Raw genomic sequence first — 19,224 nt, forward strand, 5'->3', positions numbered from 1 at the left:
ACCATAATTCTTCTCTCAATGGAATGATCCTTACAGTCCTACCTGGGGAGTTACGAATTGCTGGCAAAAGATAATTTAGACAAAAAACTGGAGAAAGAACCTGCCCTCAGAAGTGAATTTGAACATGCACTTTTTGTAGCAATTAACGCTGCTTACCAAAATGATTCTGGTGATGATGCGGCTCATAGCTTTCTCCAACGTATACTCTACCGAATAAATCGCCTAAATTTATTTTGGTATGACGATTTACGGCACTATACGAATGAGCGATCGCTCTATTTATCTCAGGTACGGAATCAAATAGAGACTGCTTGGCAAAAATGGGAACTCGACCAAATCGACGTTGTAGAATTGCAAAAATTGGATGTCAAGCAAGCACTCATAGATCATGCTGCTGAAGATTTAGATCCACCACTGTCTCCAGAAAGCCGTTATCTGCGTGAACAAATGAGCGAGGCTGGCTATCGGCATTTGCTAGCTATTGCTTCCTTTGATGGCTTAGTTGAAGGTAGTCGCCTTTCCCGCATTCTTGGTGGTACAGCGAATGAAGTCCAATGTACACTCATACGGGTACTACTAGAAGAATACGGCAATGGTCGCTTCTCTCGCAAGCATTCGACATTTTTTGCTCAAATGCTCAACGAATTCGGCATGAACACCGAACCAGAAGGATATTTTGACTTAGTACCTTGGCAAGTATTAGCTTGTGCCAACCACAACTTTTTGATGACAGAATGCAAGCGTCATTATTTGCGTTACGGTGGCGGACTAACATACTTTGAAGTGGCTGGCCCTGCGGCTTACAAAAATTATCTTGCAGCAGCGCAACGATTGGGATTATCGGATGCAGCAATGGGTTATTGGGAGTTGCATATCCGTGAGGATGAACGTCATGGTCGTTGGATGTTAGATGATGTGGCTTTACCTTTAGTAGATATGTACCGTGATTTGGCGTGGGAAATAGTTTTGGGGTACGACCAAGAAAAAATCATGAGCGATCGCGCTGCTAAAGCTGTGGTGCAAGCTATACGTCAAGCAGAACAAACCGATTCTTAAAATTCATCTCTGCAAGACGCTCAATACTTTTATTTACATTTTGCAAGCAAGTAGGTAAAGCATATGCCTTACCTACAAATATTCTATTTTCCCTAATTTCACATACCAATGAAAGACATATTTTTTTGTCCAGAAGAATCTAACTTCTATTCAAATTGTTTAGAAAATTTTGCTCTCAGAAATTGCAAAAAATCTGAATGTATAGTCGAGTTCGGCTCAGGAGATGGTAGTCCAATCATCAATTCTCTATTGAGAAATAAATTTGATGGCATGATCCAAGGTTTTGAATTAAATACCTCTGCTTGGAAAGTTGCAAATTCAACAATTGACGAATACAATCTAGCTCATAAATACGTCATTCACAACTCATCTTTTTTTGAGTCGTCTCAGCCAGAAGCAGAATATTTAGTTGCCAATCCACCTTATATTCCTGCACCAGATAATGATATTTACATGCCACTCTTATTTGGGGGTATAGATGGAGCCGCAGTTACGAATGAACTTTTGTCACTTGACTATGAAAATGTTGTACTTTTAATTTCTAGCTTTTCCAATCCTAAAAGTACAGTAGACCATGCCACAGCAAATGGTTATTGTGTGAGTAGTTTTCTGATTTTACCCTTGCAATTTGGCTACTATAGCTCTGAACCCAAAGTCAAAAAACACATCGAAGAATTACGCAAGCAAAAAATGGCCTTTTATTCGGACAATTATTACTTCTTGGCTGGTGTTTTATTCAAAAAATGTCAAGAAGTTAAAGTTGATTTATCTGATGAATTAATTCAAGCAATGACAAGTTTGTAAAATACTATAGCCATCCCATTTCCCATTTGATGTTTGAATTACTAAGATTCCTAAATCAATCTTGAATAAAAAGACCTCCGACTAATTAAAGAAGTCGGAGATCTAAATCTCTCAATTTTTACGAGACGTGATCATTCCTATCGACTTAACCCGCTACAGGTTCCAACAACTGAATGTTAGAAAAGATAAATTCTTGAGTTGAAGGTTGGTTTTTGGTATCAGTACTGATGAACCGACGATTCATAATAAAGTAATTGCCAACTTTTTCATATTGATCGTCAAATTCACTTCTACCACCTTTTTGTTCACCTGTTTGCGGGTCGTGGTATACGGAATCATAAGTGTGAGGTAAGTAGCCTTCCCCAGTTTCATGAACGCTAAAGGTGTGAATTGTGACAACAACACCGTGGATATGACGATGAACGAGGCTAACTATGTTATTGCGGACTTTGTATTTGTCGCCTGTAGACTTACCAGCAACTATAATTTCAACCGCCCCTGTTTCATCAGTGTCACCATAGCTAAAATTATTTGCACTGTGGGTTTCTTCAAAGGTGCGACGGACACGATGAATAGCAATTTCCCAAGCTTGATTATTAATCGCCTGCTTGGCTTGCTCATCTTCTACCTCAAGCACTTCCGCTTTGAGATTAGCGCTAACGCGAATTTTGCCTGTAAACACCTGATCATCTTGTTTGTAAGTGATATCTGCGGTGTAGCCAGGAAATTTTTTATCCCAAGTGTATCGGTTTTCGTAGGCAGCCCGGAAGAGTTCTTGAGCAGATACTTGTGTTGCAGTCATTGGTTTCTCCTATATTTTGTTAGTCTATGTTAGTTTTTTAGCTTTGCTGCTATTAGTTAGCATAGAAGTAATTCTCAAGACCGCCTAGTCCCCAAGTGGGTACACTCTATGGTTAGTTCTCTCCACAGTTTACTTGATGCGATCGCCAAAACTAATAATGAACAAGAACTACAACTTGCTGTCAAGAACACAGTCGGTAAGCATTTTGGTGTCGAACGTTGGGGTCTATATCTCTGTGATGACCTGTCTACAGGAGAAAACGTTGAACTGCAAAAAATTCCAGAGGTCTGTTTAGAAGGAAATCCGATTGGGCGCTATGTCGTTGAACGCCATGCACCAGCCCATGAACAATTGATTTTAGCGCCAGGAGATTGGCAAGATATTTGCCCACGCCATGATCACGCCCACGTCATGAGTGGGCCGATTGTCTGTGACGGGCGTTTGGTGGGAACACTCAATCTCGCTCGCGCTGATGGTTATCCTCCCTTTGACGCCAACGATTTAGCTGATTTGAGTGCTTTGTGTTTACATTTGTCGGCTAAACTTGCGACTTTGAGGGTGAAACCAAAAACCTTCAATTCCCCGTTAGTTGGTCGCCTGACACCACGAGAGTTAGAAATTGCTGAGTTAGTAGCGCAAGGGCTAACCAATGGGGAAATTGGGGAAAAGCTTTTTATTACCCAAAATTCAGTGAAGCAAGCGTTGAAGAGGATGTTTCGTAAGTTGGGGGTTTCGGCGCGAGCGGAGATGGTCGCGAAGTTACAAGATGTGATGGGGTGAACTACCCAACACCATACCCGGTAGGGTTGGTGTGGGCTTCCAACTTCACGGAGGAATGCCGCATCACAGGCTTACGCCCACGATTTGGTCTTACTTCCTCTCCATTGGCGTTAGCCTCCCCTGTCCCAGAGGAGGACAGCATTCTGATTCCTTCTGCCCTAATATTCATAGCAGCATTACCATCTCTGTCGTGATGTGTCCCGCAACTTGGACAAGTCCAAGTCCTGATATCTAGCGGTAACTCGTTGATTTGATAATGGCAATCAGAGCAAAGCTTGGAACTAGGAAACCATCGATTTATTTCTATCAACTTCCCGCCACTACGCTCTAATTTGCAGCTCAAGAAGTTGACGAAGGCTCCCCATCCAGTATCAGATATAGATGCAGCTAGTTTGTGGTTACGTACCATGCCCTTGACGTTTAAGTTTTCGACTACAACTACTTGATTGTTATCAACTATCTTTCTAGATAGCTTGTGTAAGTAATCTTGACGGACATTGCTAACCTGTTCGTATACCCTAGCTACAATCTTTGTTGCCTTTCTACGGCGATTACTGCCTTTTACTTTACGTGCAGCAATACGCTGTTTTTTGGCTAATTTCTTTTCATATTTGGCTAAGTGTTTCGGGTTTGGATATTTGGAAACTTTTTCACCGTCATAAGTAATCGCAAAATCTTTTATTCCTAGGTCAACACCAACAATCTTATCTTTATCGTTTGATGTTGAGTAATCACCCACCAACGGACAGCGCCGCTCCGCGTCTACATATTCCATCAACACAGAAGCGTAGTACTTACCAGAAGGACACCTACTGACGGTAACAGTCTTGATAGTCCCATCAAGTAGACGATGTATTTTAGCCTTTACAACACCTAGCTTTCCAGGAAATTTCAAACAATCGTTGACTTGTTTTACCTTCTGTGGATACTGAATTGACTGTCGATGATGTCTTGACTTGAACTTAGGATATTGCGCTCTACCTTCAAAAAAGTTTTGATATGCACGGCTAAGGTTGAGACTAACAGATTGCAAAACTTGCGAGTAACATTCTCCTAGCCATTCCGTCTCTTCGTCTTTTTTGAGTGCCGGCAACAAAGAATTTAGACCAGACTGAGACAAGCCTTTTCCGGTTGCTTTATAAGTTTCAATACATTTGTTCAACCCATAATTCCACCACCACCGAGCGCATCCAAAATGCTGTGCAAGTATTTCAACTTGTTGTTTTGTGGGGTACAACCTGACTTTGACAGCTTGTCGTCTCATCTAAACTTCTCCAAATATCGACCTGTTACTATTATATACATTTTTTAGTAATAGCGTTCCGGGAAAATTGACAATTCCTCATACATCTTTTTCCTCTCTTAGCATCCATGTAGGAATAAGTTGGTCAACCTTGGCAGCGCCGTACCCGGCGCTGCCCCCTCTACTCGAGAACTTGAATGAGCCGAATAAATATAAGGTTGACCAACTTATTTTTACATAACCCCTTACGAGGCAAATCTTAGAAAAAGAGGGGAGGCTTAAAGCCCCTTTATTAATAAATGGGCCAATTGGATCTCTCAATCTTATGCCTCCCCTCTTTTACACTCACGCCAAATGCGTGACCTGCGGTAAGAATTGGTCAAAGATGCAATCGTCATTGTCCGCCTTATATCCCGACACTAAACGGACTACCGTTATAGTGCGGGACGAGGGCGCGAATTAGTTAACAAGAAACAGTAACGAATCTTAAGTTACTTAAACAGAATACGATCGCATCCTCACACCAAGACGCGATCGCTCTATTTTATCGTTTGTCTTAGGTTATTACATAAGCACCAGAAAAGACTTTTGCTTGCTTTGGTTTCACATAGACGCGTTGACCCTCTTGTAAATCAAGTTGACGAAACTGTTCTCGACTGAGGAATGCATTGATTCTTTCACCAGATTGCAAAGCTAACTCAGCTCGAATCTCCCAACCTAGATGAATGATGCGGTCAACAATCACAGAGGTAGTATCATCACTTGCTTCTATTGCAATTAATACATCATGTGGTCGTAAAAATACTTTATCGGTGGGAGAAACTGTACCTCTGTTGGGTGCAATACCTGCATTACCTGGTAGAACATTCACCGGGCCAATAAAGCTCATCACAAAGGGTGTGGCTGGGTTGTCGTAGATGTAAGCTGGGCTACCAACTTGTTCGACTCGTCCCTGATTCATCACCACGATTTCGTCTGCAACTTCCATTGCTTCTTCTTGGTCATGGGTGACAAATACAGTGGTGACATGGACTTCGGAATGCAGATTACGTAACCAGGTGCGTAAATCCTTGCGGACTTTGGCGTCTAAAGCTCCAAAAGGTTCATCCAAGAGTAAGATGCGTGGTTGCACAGCTAGCGCCCGTGCTAAAGCTACCCGTTGTCGTTGACCCCCAGAAAGCTGAGAAGGATAGCGATCGCCAAATCCCGTTAACTGCACCAATTCCAAAAGTTCCTCGACTCGTTGGCGAGTACGGTGTTTGTTAGCTTTGCGGAGTTCCATTGCAAAGGCGATATTCTCTCGCACTGTCAGGTGTTTAAACAGCGCGTAATGTTGAAAAACAAAACCAATGTTACGTTCCTGGACGCTGCGATGAGTAGCATTTTCGCCCACTAACCAAATTTGACCTGCATCTGGTATTTCCAAACCAGCAATCATTCGTAGTAAGGTGGATTTACCGGAACCAGAAGGCCCTAGTAATGCTACTAAAGATCCAGTTTTAATTTCCAAACTTACATCGTCAACTGCATGGAAACTCCCATAGTGCTTGGAGACATTTTCTACTGCAATGCCCATAATTAATCAATTTTGCTTAAGTATCTGTATACGTAATCTTAACTACTATTTGCCTACCAATATTTAGTATTTTTATAAAAATCTCAAGTTTACTGTATTGATTGATACAAAAAAACTAAAATAAATATTTTGTAAGATATATTGCATAATTAGGTATATTATGCATTAGTTTTGCGGATACCAGGAAAAGTCAGATTGTTAAACAAGTGCTGACTAAAATAGATGCGATACAATTGACGACTAATGGTTATTCCATCCATTTGAAACTTCACCAATCCCATACTTTCTAATTGATGAGCGATCGTAGGTTCTAGAGAAATACTACGTTCTGAATCAATTAAACTTTCAAAAGCCTCTGCGAGGTTAGCGTTTTCTTGTAGTGTTACCAGAAGTCGCCGCAAATGAGTACGATATATCCCTAAGTCTGTAGCTGCTTCGCGCAAAAGTTCCGATAATGTTATTTTTTGACGGCAAAGGTAGTAAAGAGCAATCCGCACCAAAGCTGGATGTCCACCAACCATTTCCATCATGTGTTCAACTTCCCTGTTTTGCTGCCAATTGAGTCCATGACGTACTGCTAATTCCTCGATTTGTGAACGAGTAAACTCAGGTAAATGCAATGGTAGCCCTACGTTCCATGGAGATTGACACAGATTTAGGGGTATGTAAAACTCTGTAGAGTAAGTCATGATTAGGCGTAGTTTTTGCCAAGTCTCCTCTTGTTGAGCTTCCTCATTCCAGGAACGTAACAAGGACACAAATTCTTGAGCTAGTTCAGAATGTTCAAAAATCCGGTTTAGTTCATTGAATGCCAAAACCACAGGAGTTTCAACAGACTCTAACAGATAATTTTTGAAGTATGAGCTACAGCTTACCTTGCTACCAGTTTCTTGATCCCAGTATTCATCTAGCTTGGGTTCTAAATTTAATTGCACAGATACACTTTTACAGAACCACCGCAAGAATTTATCAAGATTTCTCAGAATAGCGACATCAACTTGATTGAAATCTAAACTGACAATCCGATAGCTCAAAGCTTTAGAGCGTGCCAAAATTCTGAACATTAGGGAGGTTTTTCCCATTTCTTTGGGAGCTTTGATGCGAATAACGCATCCTGGTAGAGTGATTTCTCGATAAGCCAACTCTTCAATTGGAGGGCGAGGAATGTAATATATTGAATCCAGAGGTACAGGACCACTAGGATATTTCAGAACAGTAGATAGAGATGAGTAAACACAAGAATTTTTGGTTGAATTGTGTATTTGTCGTCGTTCTATTTCAACCACATGATCCTGATCAGAATCAATATCTATGATCTCTTGGTTATCTAACAGATGAATATAGTCAAATCCTCGATAAAATTCGCCACTTTTGTCGCAACAGGTGTAATCTTCTTTTCTTAAATCGAGATTAAAAGCACTGAAGCAAAATTTCAGAGTACGTTGATCTAGTCCAGTAGTGACAGACCATAGGCGGCTGATACTTTTAGTAGATACTTTCATTCGCTCACTGAGTTTTTCTTGAGTAAAACGCTCTCCATTGTTTTCTTGTATTTCTGCTAACTCAATCGCAGCTTGTAAACGCTTCAGTCCTATAGCAGTTAAGATGACACCCCGAATACGTTTTGTTTTTTGGTTTTCCATATATCTGTAGATAGATGTTTATCTACTTAACTTGAAATAAATCCTGAAATTAATTGAGTTTTCAGTACACACTCATTTTAATTTCAAGCGACCTTAGTAAATAATTTTAAAACTAAAAAAATAAAAAGTTTAGAGATGATTAAAATCATCAGATGATGATTTTATAAAATTCGTTATATATTCAACTACATGTGATTCATTTGAGTATCTTAAATGAATCACATGGCTATCATTTTTATACAAAAAAACAGAAATATTTTTGCGATTACATGTCAATACGGTTCAGATAAGATAATTTACTACCGATAACCTTTTTAGAGACGTTGCACTGCAACGTCTCTACACATCGGAAAACCTACCAATAACCTTAACTGAATCGTATTGGATTACATGTAAATTAAATCAACAAGTAATTAAATATATTTATTCCCAGAGACTTTGTTATTATTTATATGTTTTGCTAAAGTAAGTATTTTAATTAATTATTTTGTTGTGATATGTGGTGGATAAATTATCTTATCAGCAAGCATATTCATTTATAGTTAATGTTAGCGACTTCCTACGAAAGCGCTAGTAATAACAAGATATTTTGGATTAAGTATTCATCCGCTCGTAAATAGCAGAAGCAGAAGGCGAAAAGCGTGTTAAATAGCTAAAAATCCAAAACTTAATACAGGAATCTATGATAACGGGGACTGTAGCGATAAACATTTTAATAACTGCTTCATTCTCTGGAAGTCCAAAATGATGAGTAAAGCTTTGCAACAGCACATTCCATCCCTCCGCAGAGTGAAATCCTACAAACATATCGGTAATTAAGATGAAGAGAAACACCTTAGTAGGATCACCCAAACTCAGAAAAGTACGATTGGAAAAACTTCTGATTGTTGTGAGTTTGGTTCGATTAAAGTAAACAAGCGCAGTGAAAGCAACTAAAGCTATACCATCAGCTAGAAGATTTTTAAGTCCATTCTGAGCTTCATTGCGTGACTCTCGCCAGAGATCGATTGCTTTTTCCTCAAGCATTTTATGTTGTTCATCTGGAGTCATTGGTGGTGCTAACCCAAGCAATTGTTCAATTTCCAGGCTCTCTTTAATACCAACAAATTCTCTGACAAAATTTTGTTTAATTTCTTGACTTAGTTCAACTTTAGTCGGATTTTTATTACTGTAATTACCAAGCATTGGTTCAAAAATCAAATTTTTAGTAATGATTTGAACTAATAGAGGTACTATTAATAATATTAATAACCAGCGAATGGCCATTCTATCTTGTTTACGGCGCAGTCTGATTTCTCTGACTACTTGTTGCTCATATTCTGGATTAAGTTCCTGATTTAAGGAAAATCCTCCCAAAAAAAAGCCAGAACGTTTTCGTTTATTAGGAACTGAATCAGCTTCAACAGTTGGGGTATCAATTGTTCTGCTAAACGCTTGTTGACTGACTTCTTGATTAGAATCAGAAGGTAGTTCAGGGTCAGTGGTAGTTGACTTCGGAACTGTAGGATTGATTGTATTAATTTCCTCTTTGATATCTGCTTCTTCTCGATATTTGCTCACAACTGAATCAATATAATTCAGCTTTTCAAAAATTACAGACTCTACACTATTGTTTGGATGGCGAGATTGTTGCTCTTCGCCACTTGAGGTGATTACAAGAGTTTGTTCTAAATGATTGGGCCTAGAATCTTGATGTCTAGATTGATGGCGCCAAAAATAGCTACCCAGACGAAATTGAGCTAAATTATAACGGACTCTCCAGAGTTGGCGATCGCGTAAACTTTTGATGTAATCAAAAACTGTTTTACTTTGGTCGAGCGTATATACAATCTTATTTCCGTTATAATATTTATCTTCTATCGCCTTAATCTTTTGCGCTCCTTGATAAGCTTCTTCGAGTAAATCCAACTGTCGCTGATTAAACCAATTATTTAATCGATGAAAATTTAGTCTATTAAAATTTAAATTCATATCTTTGAGATACTTTTACCTGTTTACAGAATTTTCTAATAGCCGTAATAAAAGTATTAATAACACATTAACTAATAGCAGCACATTTGATGAGAAAAATGATTATATATTTTGATAAACCTGTCTGTAAAATGGCTATAAGGGTTTAGGAGTGTAAGTATGTATGTAGGAGAAGTGATATTTTCATCCATTATTGGCATATACAGTTCATGATGGCTACTAAATGCAAAAATCTAGAGCTTTAACATAATTATTTAGCTATAACAATAGTTAATTCCATACCAGATAAGCCAGTTAAGGCAGTTAATGATTTACTTAAGATTAATTAATATACATAAGGCGGATTTAAACATTTGGGATGCTCTTATACCCAATCCCCAATCCCATTTGTGATTTTAATTACAGCGATTTGTTACAAAAAAGTATTCTAACGAGAGATTCACGATTGGAGGATTTATTAGATAAATTGCTAAGGAGTTGTTTTAATTCCTTGTAAGTGAAGGTTAGTCCTTCGTGAAAATCCTATTAGTTGAAGACGATCTATCTATATGTGAATTTCTCTCTGGTACACTAACCGCCTATCGATACACAGTAGATATTGCAACGGACGGTAAACTTGGTTTGGAATTAGCTCTTCAAGGAGAATATTGTGTCATTTTGCTTGATGTTATGCTTCCCAGACTCGATGGGTTGAGCATATGTCGTCAATTACGCGATCATAAATGCCAAACTCCAATCCTCATGCTGACAGCAAAAGACTCAGCTGAGGATATTGTCATGGGTCTGGATGTGGGAGCAGATGATTATGTGACGAAGCCTTGTGAATCTTCTCAACTAATAGCGCGAATTCGTGCTTTGTCGCGTCGTCAGGTAAGTGCAATGTCTTATTCAGTATTGATATGGGGAAATTTGTGTTTCGATCCAAACTTAATACAAGTAACCTATAAACAACAACTCATTGCTCTTAGCCCCAAGGAATATAGCTTACTGGAGCTTTTTTTACGGCATCCTCAACGGATCTTCAGCCGTAGCAACATTATTGATCATCTCTGGTCAATTGATGAATCCCCTACAGATGCTGCGGTGACAAACTTGATTAAAGACCTGCGACGTAAACTCAAGAGTGCAGGGATGGTGGAGGAGCTAATTGAGACGGTGTATCGCTTGGGATATCGGTTAAAGGTAGCGCTACAGAAAGAAAAACAGAAGGAAGCAGAAACAAAACAGCAAAAGCCAAGTGATCCAGAGCAAGAAGGCTTAGTATTAATTGAGGAAGCTACACAGGATTTTCAGGCTTCCTTACCAGAACGAATTAAAGTTTTGGAAACAGCCGCGCGATCGCTCCAAGTTGATTATTTCGATTCTACACAACGAGAGCGTGCTAAAGAAGAAGCACACCGATTGGCAGGTGCTTTAGGGACGTTTGGATATGCCAAAGGGTCAGAGTTAGCACGAGCGATCGAACACTTATTTAGTGATCAATCTAAGTTGGGAGAGCAGCAATTTACCCAATTTCTGCAATTGCTAACACAGTTGCAGCAGGAAATCGCCAAGCCACCTGTTTCTCCCATCATCCCAAGCCTACCAACAGTTGCTATACCTTTGGTGTTGGTCATTGATGATGATGATGATCATTCTTTCACAGAGTCATTGTGCCAAGCTGCACCAGTGCGAGGACTACAAGTAGAGGTGATTGCTGAGGAGTCAATTGCATTGGAGCAAGTGGCGAGTCATCCTCCTAGTATAATTTTACTCAGTCTGAATCCTGCTTCCATGCCAGGCAAGCTAACTCTATTGGAAAAGTTAAAATTACACTTTCCTGGGATTCCAGTGCTGACTTTGGCTGAACAAGATTGTTTAGATACTCGAATTAGTATTGCGAGTTTGGGAAGTGAGAGTTATCTTCTCAAATCCATTACAACAGAAGAAATATTTGAGGCGATCGCTCAATTTATCCCACCAACCACCCCACCGAGTCCCAGAGTCATGGTTGTTGATGATGACCCAGTGCAGCTGAAAACACTAGCACTTATGTTACAACCTTGGGGGCTTGAGGTGACATCTGTTGGCAATCCGGAGCAGTTTTGGCAAGTGCTAACTTTTACTGAGCCGGATTTGTTGCTGTTAGACTTGGAAATGCCTATATTCAATGGAATTGAATTATGTCGTGTGGTGCGGCAAGATTTAAAATACGCAGATTTACCGATAATTATTGTCACTGCTCATACTGGTGTTGACTCTATTCAACAAGTGTTTGCAGCCGGAGCAGATGAATTTATTAATAAGCCGATTGTTGGTCCAGAACTCGTAACTCGTGTGTTGAGTAGGATTGAAGGAGCTTCGCGAGTACAAGGCGCAAGACTAACGCATATGCAGCAACAACTGCTGCGATGTCAGCAACAGCAATTGCAAATATCTCAACGAGAAGCCAAGATTGATTCATTAACTCAAGTTGCAACTCGTTACCATTGTGATGAATTCCTCGAACGGGAATGGCAACGCCTGATCTCTAAACAAACTTCACTTTGTTTAATAATTTGTGATATTGATCATTTCCAGACTTATAACGATCGCTACGGCTATCAAGCTGGAAACAATTGTTTGCAACAAGTAGCTAATACAATTCGCCAATGCATTGACTCTAGTCATCATTTAGTGGCACGATCAGGTGGAGATGAATTTATGATTGTTTTATCGGATACAAGCTTAGTAGGGGCGTTGCAGGTCGTAGAGCGAATTCAGCAAGCGATCGCCACTCTCCAAATTCCTCATCAATCCCCTTCTACCAATGGCTACATCACATTGAGTTTGGGGATCACAGGTTCTGTAACAAGTCAAGATAATTCTCATAAAGATTTGATTGCGATCGCCAAGCAAGCTCTTTATACAGCAAAAGCAAGAGGATTTAATAGCTACTGTTTATACTCGTTGTAAATAAGTCGGCAGAAATAAATATAATTATGTTACGAAAAGTAAACATGTACCAAACCCTGACAAATGACAAATGACTTGATTTGTGCCGACTTCCTTAAAGTTTCCCTATTTGATATGGCTATAACAACCAAATTCTACGAAAGCGCCAATTTTCTTGTGTATCGAATAGTAAGTGAAAATGATCATATTCCTATCACACTTAATTGTTGAAGCAGAGAAAGCGCGAGTTCTGGGCCAAGTAATTGCAGCAGAAGAATATTATGAGCAAGCGATTGACACAGCGAAAGCAAATGATTCTTTAGAAGAAGAGGCTTTCGCGTATGAATTAGCCGCTCAGTATTATCTAGAACGCGGTAGACTAAGATTTGCTCGGAATTACATGAAAGAGGCACACTATGCTTACACACGCTTGAATGCAACAGCAAAGGTAAAGGAGTTAGAAACAAAATATCCACAGCTACTATTAGGATTATCAGTCAACAGCAACAATTATACGCACTCAACCAGCCCAAAACTCAGTAGTAGCTCATCAGAAGAAGCTTTGGAATTACTAGAGGCTGTCATTAGAGCAAATCTAGCTATTTCGAGCGAAATTGAACTAGAACGGCTACTGAAAGTTTTGATGAAAATCCTGATTGAGAATGCTGACGCACAAACAGGATATTTAATTTTGCCTTCCCCAAAAACGTTAGAAAATGGGGAAGAATGGCAAATTTTAGCATCTGGCACCGTAGATACTGAAGCTAGCGAAGATGCTTTAGGAAAACCTGTCATCAAAATTAGTGTACAGTCTCTTCCCATTGATTATTATATCCCAATATCAGTGATTAATGATGTAATCCACACTTTAAAAAATGTAGTTGTGGATGATGCTAGCTGGGAGGGTAAATTTATTCATGATCCTTATATTAGACAACATCAAACTAAATCGATATTGTGTGCGCCACTGCTCAATCAAGGACAACTGGTTGGGATAGTATATCTGGAAAATAATCTTACTAATGGAGTATTTACAAACAAGCGATTAGATGTATTGAAATTATTATTTGCACAAGCAGCAATTTCGATTTCTCATGCCAAAATATATAGCCAATTGCGTGAGAGTGAAAAGCAATTACGCGCCAAGGAAAGGCGAGTAAATCAGATTCTTGATGCCATTCCGATTGCGGTAACTGCACATGACCCCACTGGAAGATTCATTTATAACAATCTAAAGGCACAGCAACTACTTGGGATTAAAATTCCACTAGAAATTAAAACAGAGCAATTGCCAGAGGTTTTTCAAGCATATCAAGCGGGAACTGACCAACTTTATCCCATCGATAAACTTCCGCTTGTACGCACTTTTGCAGGTGAATCGGTGAAGATTGATGATATGGAATTGCGTCAAGCCGATCAAACTATTCCTCTGGAAGTTTTGACAGTTCCAATTTTTGATGAAACAAGCGCAATTATTTATGCGATCGCGGCTTTTAGGGATATCACCGAACACAAACAATCAGAGAAACTCTTAGCCGAATACAATCAAACTCTCGAAACTCAAATTGCAGAACGGACAGAAAAATTACAGCAGCAAAACGAAATTTTACAAGCTCTGTTTGACCACATTCCTGTAATGTTAAAACTTCGTGATCAAGCAGATCAAACGTTAGTAATTAACCGAGAATATGAGCGTGTTCTCGGTTGGACTTTAGACGAACTGCGAGACGTTGATTGGTTGGCAAAGTGCTATCCCGATACAAAACAACGTCAACAGACAAGGGAACATATTCAAGCGGCGACAGGAAAATGGTTGGATTTTAGAACTAGGTGTCGGAATGGTCGCTATGTAGACACGACCTGGGCAAATATTCGCCTCAGTACAGGTCAAATCATTGGGATTGGACAAGATATAAGCGATCGCAAACAACTAGAAAAGGCTTTGCAAGCATCACAAGCAAAACTTAACGATATTCTTAACTCCGCAGGTGCTTCAATTACCAGTTTCCGCGTTTACCCTGACTGCACTTGGGAGAATGAGTATCACTCCCTGGGTTGTGAAACCGTTTTTGGTTATACTCCCCAAGAATTAACTTCGGAACTTTGGTTATCACGAGTTCCTTCAGAAGATTTGGCAGCCATTACTAAACAAGCTTTCGCAGCGATCGCCCAAGAACAAGCAACTACAGTGGAGTATCGCTTTTATCATAAAAATTGCTCTCTGCGCTGGATTGCACACACCTTAACCTCTCGCTGGGATCAAGCAGGAGATTGCTGGATAGTCACTATGGTTGGAGTTGACATCACTGCTCGCAAACTAGCTGAAACGGCCTTGCGAGAAAGTGAAGAGCGATTTCGTGAGATTGCCGAAAATATCAATCAAATTTTCTTTGTCTGGTCTGCTGATTCTGAGCAGTTTCTTTATATCAGTCCTGGATATGAAAAAATTTATGGATTGAGTTGTGAGAGCCTCTATCAAAATCCCAAATCTTGGCTAAATGCAATACATCCAGATGACCGTAAATCAGTATGGCAATCTCTTAATGAACAGTCTCAAGGTAAATCTGCTTGGCGTGAATATCGGATTATTAAATCCGATGGCACAATTCGTTGGATGTTTGCCGAAGTGTTTCCAATTTTTGATCCAGATGGAAACCTTTTACGCTATATCGGATTAACAGAAGATATCACTGAGCGTAAACGCGCAGAACAAGCCTTGCGAGAAAGCGAACTGTTTTTACGGAGTATATATGAAGGCACGGCTGCTGCGATTTTTATCGTTGATGTGCAAGAAGATGGTGGCTTTCGTTATGTTGACATTAACCCCGCCCATGAGTGGATGTCTGGACTTTTCTCATCAGAAATGGCTGGAAAAACCCCTGAGCAGGTTTTTCCACCAGAGGATGCACAGGTGATGAGTGCGAGATTTCAGGCTTGCACCACAACCGGAAAACGAATCACTTATGAAGAACGTCTGGTAATCAGAGATAAAGAAACTTGGTGGATTAATGTCTTAACTCCTATTTACAGAGAAAATGGACAAATTTATCGTTTGATAGGTAGTTGCTTCAACATCACAAGACGCAAGAAGTTGGAGCAATCTTTGCGATCGCAAGCAGATCACGAAAGCTTGCTCGCTACCATTACCCAGCACATCCGCCAATCACTGGATTTGGAACAAATTCTGGCAACTACAGTGGTTGAGGTACAAAAAACTCTCCAGGCTGATCGAGTATTGATTTTCCGTTTAAATCAGGATGGTTCGGGAGAGATTATTAAGGAAGCTGTTCTTCCAGAGTATCTGATCACAAATCAGATGCGTTGGACTGATGAATGTTTCCCAAATGACTGCTACGACTACTATCGCCAGGGAAATCCCCGCATTTTACCAGACGTGGCAAAAGATGAGTGGGCAGAGTGTCTGGTTGAATTTATGGAACAAGTCGGCGTCAAATCAAAAGTGGTTGCGCCCATTGTTCAAACCTTGGAAGACTCCTCAACCAGGGTTTGGGGATTGCTTATAGTTCACGCCTGCTCCGATTATCGCCAGTGGCGAGCATCTGAAGCAGAGTTTTTGCAGCAAATCAGCAATCAGTTAGCGATCGCCCTTCATCAAGCAAATCTCTACCATCAGTTGCAAATTGAACTAGCTGAACGCAAACAAACTGAAAAAGCTTTGCGCCAAAATCAAGTTCATTTGGCCATGGCTCAAAAAGTTTCCCAAATCGGTAGTTGGGAATTTGATTTGAACAGCCAGAAGATTAGTTGCTCACAAACAACATTTCATCACTGGGGAATAGAACCAGTCAAAGGTGAACCAAGCTTTGCTCAACTGCTTGAAAGAGTTCATCCTGAAGATCGAGAAGTTCTACAACAATACGTTGAACAAGCGATCACAAAAGGAATTACCTACACTTTTGATCTACGAATTGTGTGGCCGGATGGTTCAATTCGTTACCTGGATTCTCGTGCAGAACCTGTATTTAATACACAAGGGCAAGTGATTCAGTTAATTGGCACATCACTTGACATCACCAAACGCAAGCAAACAGAGGATTTTTTGCGTGAGAGCGAAGAACGCTTCCGCAAGGCTTTTGATGCTGCACCAATTGGTGTAGCACTAGTTTCACCCCAAGGAAAATTCCTGATGGTGAATCGTTCCCTATGCGAAATTGTCGGATACACCGAAGCAGAAATGCTCAATCTCACCATGATAGAGATCACCCATCCTGATGATTTAGAGGCTGATTTAGAACTCATGCAAAAATTATTGGCAAATGAGATTCGTGTGTTTCAGGTGGAGAAACGATATTTGCACAACCGAGGAGATACGATCCATACTCTTTTAAATGTATCGCTCGTCAAAGATCAACACAGACAACCCCTGTATTTTATTGCTCAAATTCAAGATATTAGCGATCGCTACGAAGTTGACCGCATCAAAAATGAATTTATTTCGATTGTGAGTCACGAACTCCGCACCCCATTAACTGCTATTCGCGGTTCTGTGGGAATTTTAGAAACGGGTGTCTTTGATAATGAACCCAAACAAGCCAAAGAAATGTTGCAAATAGCTTTTAATAATAGCGATCGCCTCGTGCGTTTGGTGAACGACATTCTTGATCTCGAACGACTAGAGTCTGGCAAAATTCAGCTTGTGATGGAAACATGCGAGATTGCTAATTTAGTACAACAAGCAATTGAGACTGTGCAGGCGATCGCTAACGAAGCTGAGATTAAACTTTCCGTAATGGTTCCAAATATGCAAATTTCGGCAGCAGCAGACTCGATTATTCAAACATTAATCAATTTGTTAAGTAATGCGATTAAATTCTCGCCTGTGGGTGGTACTGTTTGGTTGAGTGCAGAGTTGATGAGTCCAGAAGAGGACGCGGGGATGAGACGAAGTGGAGGAAGTGGAGGAAATGGAGAACAAATTGCTCCCGTGTCCCCTTTGTCTCCCCTACCTTCCAAGATCCTATTTAAAGTCCGCGATCAAGGACGTGGTATTCCTCCAGAAAAGCTGGAAAGCATTTTTGGACGCTTTCAGCAAGTTGATGTCTCTGATCGTCGTCAAAAAAGGGGAACTGGGCTAGGATTAGCCATCTGTAAGAACATTGTTCAGCAACACGGTGGACATATTTGGGTTGAGAGTGTGTTGGGAGAAGGGAGTACGTTTTATTTCACATTGCCAATCATGAAAGAGGAGGATTGTCAACTGGCATGAACAAACGTATTCTGGTTGTAGACGACGAAAAGGACATTCGTAGAGTGGTTCAAATCTCGCTGGAAAATTTTGCAGGCTGGAAAGCAGTCCTAGCTGAGTCAGGAGAGGAAGGGTTACTGAAAGTAAAAACTAACAAACCCATAGATGCTATTCTCTTAGATGTGTCGATGCCAGAGATGGATGGATTTCAGGTTTTTGATTGCCTTCGCTCAAATGTAGCAACGCAATCCATTCCTGTGATACTGCTTACAGCTAAAGTGTTACCAAGCGATCGCCAACGCTTTGCCAAGATGGGAGTTGCTGGTGTCATCACCAAACCGTTTGATCCCATGAGTGTTTGGAAACAAGTTGCTGAAATTTTGGGCTGGTAGAATAAGAGGGACAAGCGGTGAGGATCTGTATAAAGAATTTTGTAGAATTGTATAACCAAACCATAGGTTTTATTCAATATTAATCATAGACTCTATGTAATAATAAAGATTAGATACTCTTATAGATTGCTTATAAGTGTCTTACTTTTCGGTTTTATGCTCTGTCTTGAGTGAGTTTAATCTTGGAAAAGCCTAGTGTCAGAGTGTAATCTATCTTCCAAATATACCTTTGGGTGCGCTTTTGAACGCCCCAAAATTAATTTAGTCATGTCCCGTAAGCTGATTTTGCTCATCGATCACGAAGCTTCTATCCGAGCGATTTTACAAGTTTGCTTAAGCCGTCTTGGTGGTTGGGATGTGCTATCAGTTTCTTCTCTCAATCAAGGGTTGGAAGTTTTAACTATTAAAGAAGCATTATTGCTCAGAAAACCTGATGCTATTGTTCTAGATGTGCCGATGCTGGAAACAGATTGTCTTGGGATTGTTCAAGAATTCATACAACATCCACTCATTGATGATATTCCAATTCTTTTGATCACCACAAAAGCAAGTTGGTTTTCGCGTCAACAGCTGCAAGAGATGAATATTGTTGGAGCGATCGCCAAGCCTTTTAACCCAACCCAACTACCAGAACAAATAGCTGAACTCTTGAAATGGAAATCTAAGCAAACTTAAAATATCTTGATTATGATTTCAGAATAATCCTATTTTTGACTCTTTTTTTATTAATTGCTTATTTTCTGCTTATTTTTTGCTGCTAAATTATTCATAGATTTGACATGTTCATCTTTTTAAACAGTCTCTTGGTTAATTGATTTACTAGGTATAATTAACCTGA

At 40.0% G+C, this 19,224-nt stretch carries 11 protein-coding genes and 1 pseudogene; 7 read left to right on the forward strand and 5 right to left on the reverse strand.

Going from position 1 to position 19,224, the window contains the following annotated elements; genetic code table 11:
• Window positions 1-54 precede the first annotated feature (54 nt).
• Window positions 55-1,056, forward strand: a pseudogene (locus AC5JMK_RS13190) (iron-containing redox enzyme family protein); the annotation flags it as partial.
• A 108-nt stretch (window positions 1,057-1,164) separates the two neighbouring features.
• On the forward strand, window positions 1,165-1,860 hold the full coding sequence (locus AC5JMK_RS13195) for a class I SAM-dependent methyltransferase (RefSeq protein ID WP_096673214.1): 696 nt from the start codon (window positions 1,165-1,167) through the stop codon (window positions 1,858-1,860).
• A 145-nt stretch (window positions 1,861-2,005) separates the two neighbouring features.
• On the opposite strand, the gene AC5JMK_RS13200 is transcribed toward AC5JMK_RS13195, so the two are convergent.
• Window positions 2,006-2,662, reverse strand: a complete 657-nt coding sequence (locus tag AC5JMK_RS13200) for a DUF3386 domain-containing protein (protein ID WP_096673212.1) — start codon at window positions 2,660-2,662, stop codon at window positions 2,006-2,008.
• 108 nt (window positions 2,663-2,770) lie between these two features.
• Here AC5JMK_RS13200 and AC5JMK_RS13205 point away from each other — a divergent pair, with 108 nt between their 5' ends.
• A complete protein-coding gene (locus AC5JMK_RS13205) occupies window positions 2,771-3,442 on the forward strand; it encodes a helix-turn-helix transcriptional regulator (protein ID WP_096673210.1) in 672 nt (223 codons plus the stop codon).
• 1 nt (window position 3,443) lies between these two features.
• Here AC5JMK_RS13205 and AC5JMK_RS13210 read toward each other — a convergent pair whose 3' ends face one another.
• The 4 genes from AC5JMK_RS13210 to AC5JMK_RS13225 all read right to left on the reverse strand — a co-directional run bounded on the left by AC5JMK_RS13210 (window position 3,444) and on the right by AC5JMK_RS13225 (window position 9,875).
• Complete coding sequence (locus AC5JMK_RS13210; RefSeq protein WP_495910294.1) at window positions 3,444-4,706, reverse strand: RNA-guided endonuclease InsQ/TnpB family protein; 1,263 nt, start codon at window positions 4,704-4,706, stop codon at window positions 3,444-3,446.
• A gap of 535 nt (window positions 4,707-5,241) precedes the next feature.
• Window positions 5,242-6,261 carry a sulfate/molybdate ABC transporter ATP-binding protein gene (locus AC5JMK_RS13215; protein WP_096673206.1) on the reverse strand — a complete coding sequence of 340 codons (1,020 nt, stop codon included), beginning with the start codon at window positions 6,259-6,261 and terminating at the stop codon, window positions 5,242-5,244.
• Between the two features lie 158 nt (window positions 6,262-6,419).
• Entirely contained in the window at window positions 6,420-7,904 is a 1,485-nt protein-coding gene (locus AC5JMK_RS13220; protein ID WP_096673204.1) for an AAA-like domain-containing protein, read from the reverse strand.
• A gap of 594 nt (window positions 7,905-8,498) precedes the next feature.
• Window positions 8,499-9,875 carry a hypothetical protein gene (locus AC5JMK_RS13225; RefSeq protein ID WP_495910295.1) on the reverse strand — a complete coding sequence of 459 codons (1,377 nt, stop codon included), beginning with the start codon at window positions 9,873-9,875 and terminating at the stop codon, window positions 8,499-8,501.
• Between the two features lie 513 nt (window positions 9,876-10,388).
• Here AC5JMK_RS13225 and AC5JMK_RS13230 point away from each other — a divergent pair.
• From AC5JMK_RS13230 to AC5JMK_RS13245, 4 genes are all read left to right on the forward strand, one after another.
• Window positions 10,389-12,809, forward strand: coding sequence for a response regulator (locus AC5JMK_RS13230; RefSeq protein ID WP_096673200.1), 2,421 nt, complete (start codon window positions 10,389-10,391; stop codon window positions 12,807-12,809).
• 178 nt (window positions 12,810-12,987) lie between these two features.
• Complete coding sequence (locus tag AC5JMK_RS13235) at window positions 12,988-18,015, forward strand: PAS domain S-box protein (protein ID WP_495910296.1); 5,028 nt, start codon at window positions 12,988-12,990, stop codon at window positions 18,013-18,015.
• Window positions 18,012-18,386, forward strand: a complete 375-nt coding sequence (locus AC5JMK_RS13240) for a response regulator (RefSeq protein ID WP_096673196.1) — start codon at window positions 18,012-18,014, stop codon at window positions 18,384-18,386. Before AC5JMK_RS13235 ends, AC5JMK_RS13240 begins: the two co-directional genes overlap by 4 nt.
• 267 nt (window positions 18,387-18,653) lie before the next feature.
• Window positions 18,654-19,061 (forward strand): response regulator, encoded by a 408-nt coding sequence (locus AC5JMK_RS13245; protein WP_096678674.1) that lies wholly within the window; start codon window positions 18,654-18,656, stop codon window positions 19,059-19,061.
• Window positions 19,062-19,224: the final 163 nt, after the last annotated feature.

It is taken from the genome of Pelatocladus sp., from assembly GCF_059505505.1.

What these genes read in the sequence shown, in the direction of transcription:
- AC5JMK_RS13215 (WP_096673206.1), bottom strand. Translation starts at nt 6,261, where the DNA reads ATGGGCATTGCAGTAGAAAATGTCTCCAAGCACTATGGGAGTTTCCAT.
- AC5JMK_RS13240 (WP_096673196.1), top strand. Translation starts at nt 18,012, where the DNA reads ATGAACAAACGTATTCTGGTTGTAGACGACGAAAAGGACATTCGTAGA.
- AC5JMK_RS13200 (WP_096673212.1), bottom strand. Translation starts at nt 2,662, where the DNA reads ATGACTGCAACACAAGTATCTGCTCAAGAACTCTTCCGGGCTGCCTAC.
- AC5JMK_RS13235 (WP_495910296.1), top strand. Translation starts at nt 12,988, where the DNA reads ATGATCATATTCCTATCACACTTAATTGTTGAAGCAGAGAAAGCGCGA.
- AC5JMK_RS13225 (WP_495910295.1), bottom strand. Translation starts at nt 9,875, where the DNA reads ATGAATTTAAATTTTAATAGACTAAATTTTCATCGATTAAATAATTGG.
- AC5JMK_RS13205 (WP_096673210.1), top strand. Translation starts at nt 2,771, where the DNA reads ATGGTTAGTTCTCTCCACAGTTTACTTGATGCGATCGCCAAAACTAAT.
- AC5JMK_RS13210 (WP_495910294.1), bottom strand. Translation starts at nt 4,706, where the DNA reads ATGAGACGACAAGCTGTCAAAGTCAGGTTGTACCCCACAAAACAACAA.
- AC5JMK_RS13220 (WP_096673204.1), bottom strand. Translation starts at nt 7,904, where the DNA reads ATGGAAAACCAAAAAACAAAACGTATTCGGGGTGTCATCTTAACTGCT.
- AC5JMK_RS13245 (WP_096678674.1), top strand. Translation starts at nt 18,654, where the DNA reads ATGTCCCGTAAGCTGATTTTGCTCATCGATCACGAAGCTTCTATCCGA.
- AC5JMK_RS13195 (WP_096673214.1), top strand. Translation starts at nt 1,165, where the DNA reads ATGAAAGACATATTTTTTTGTCCAGAAGAATCTAACTTCTATTCAAAT.